The sequence below is a fragment of the Microbacterium sp. Leaf351 genome (assembly GCF_001423825.1).
Classification (GTDB): domain Bacteria; phylum Actinomycetota; class Actinomycetes; order Actinomycetales; family Microbacteriaceae; genus Microbacterium; species Microbacterium ginsengisoli.
Window position 1 is genome coordinate 85,406 of the sequence record NZ_LMPK01000035.1, and the last position, 589, is coordinate 85,994.

The following is a 589-nucleotide window of genomic DNA, read 5'->3' on the forward strand; positions in this document are numbered from 1 at the left end:
GCAGCGACCGAAGCTTCTCCAGCAGCGTCGCGAGGGTCTTGATCGAGCGGAGCAGCGCGGTGAGCTTCGAGCCGATCTTCGCGGTCCACGAGGCGACGCGCGTCGCGACCTGTTCGACGATCCACGGGGTCGCCAGCCCCGCGGTGACCACCGCCTCCGCGGCCCAGGAGATCGCGGAGCCGACGAGCTGCGACAGCACGTCCCGCACGATGTCGTGCACGACCTGAACGATGGTGGCGGCGACCTGCAGCCCCGTCGCCATGGCACCCGCCCACGTCGCCGCGCCGTGCAGGTGCTGCGCGGCATCCGTCTGGAACCTCCGGTAGGCGTCCATCGCCTCGCCCGCCAGCTCGTCGAGGTCGCCCAGCACCCGGGTCAGCTCGTCCCCGGACTGCTGCAGCTGCGACTGGATGTTCGTCCACGTCGCCGCGAACGCCTGCACCTCTCCGGCGTCGCCGGTGAGGTCGTTGAACCAGCCCTTCAGCGGCTCGAAGTGATCGATGAGCCAGCCGAGTCCGGCGGCGATGAGCGACCCGAGCGGATCCGACACCGTCGCGACCGTGTCGACCGCCGTCGAGAACGCAGCCAT

General features: G+C 70.5%; 1 protein-coding gene. It reads right to left on the reverse strand.

Annotation, left to right across the window (positions count from 1 at the left end; genetic code table 11):
• A partial coding sequence (locus ASG00_RS15455) for a hypothetical protein (protein ID WP_235559521.1) occupies window positions 1–589 on the reverse strand: 589 nt, incomplete at both ends.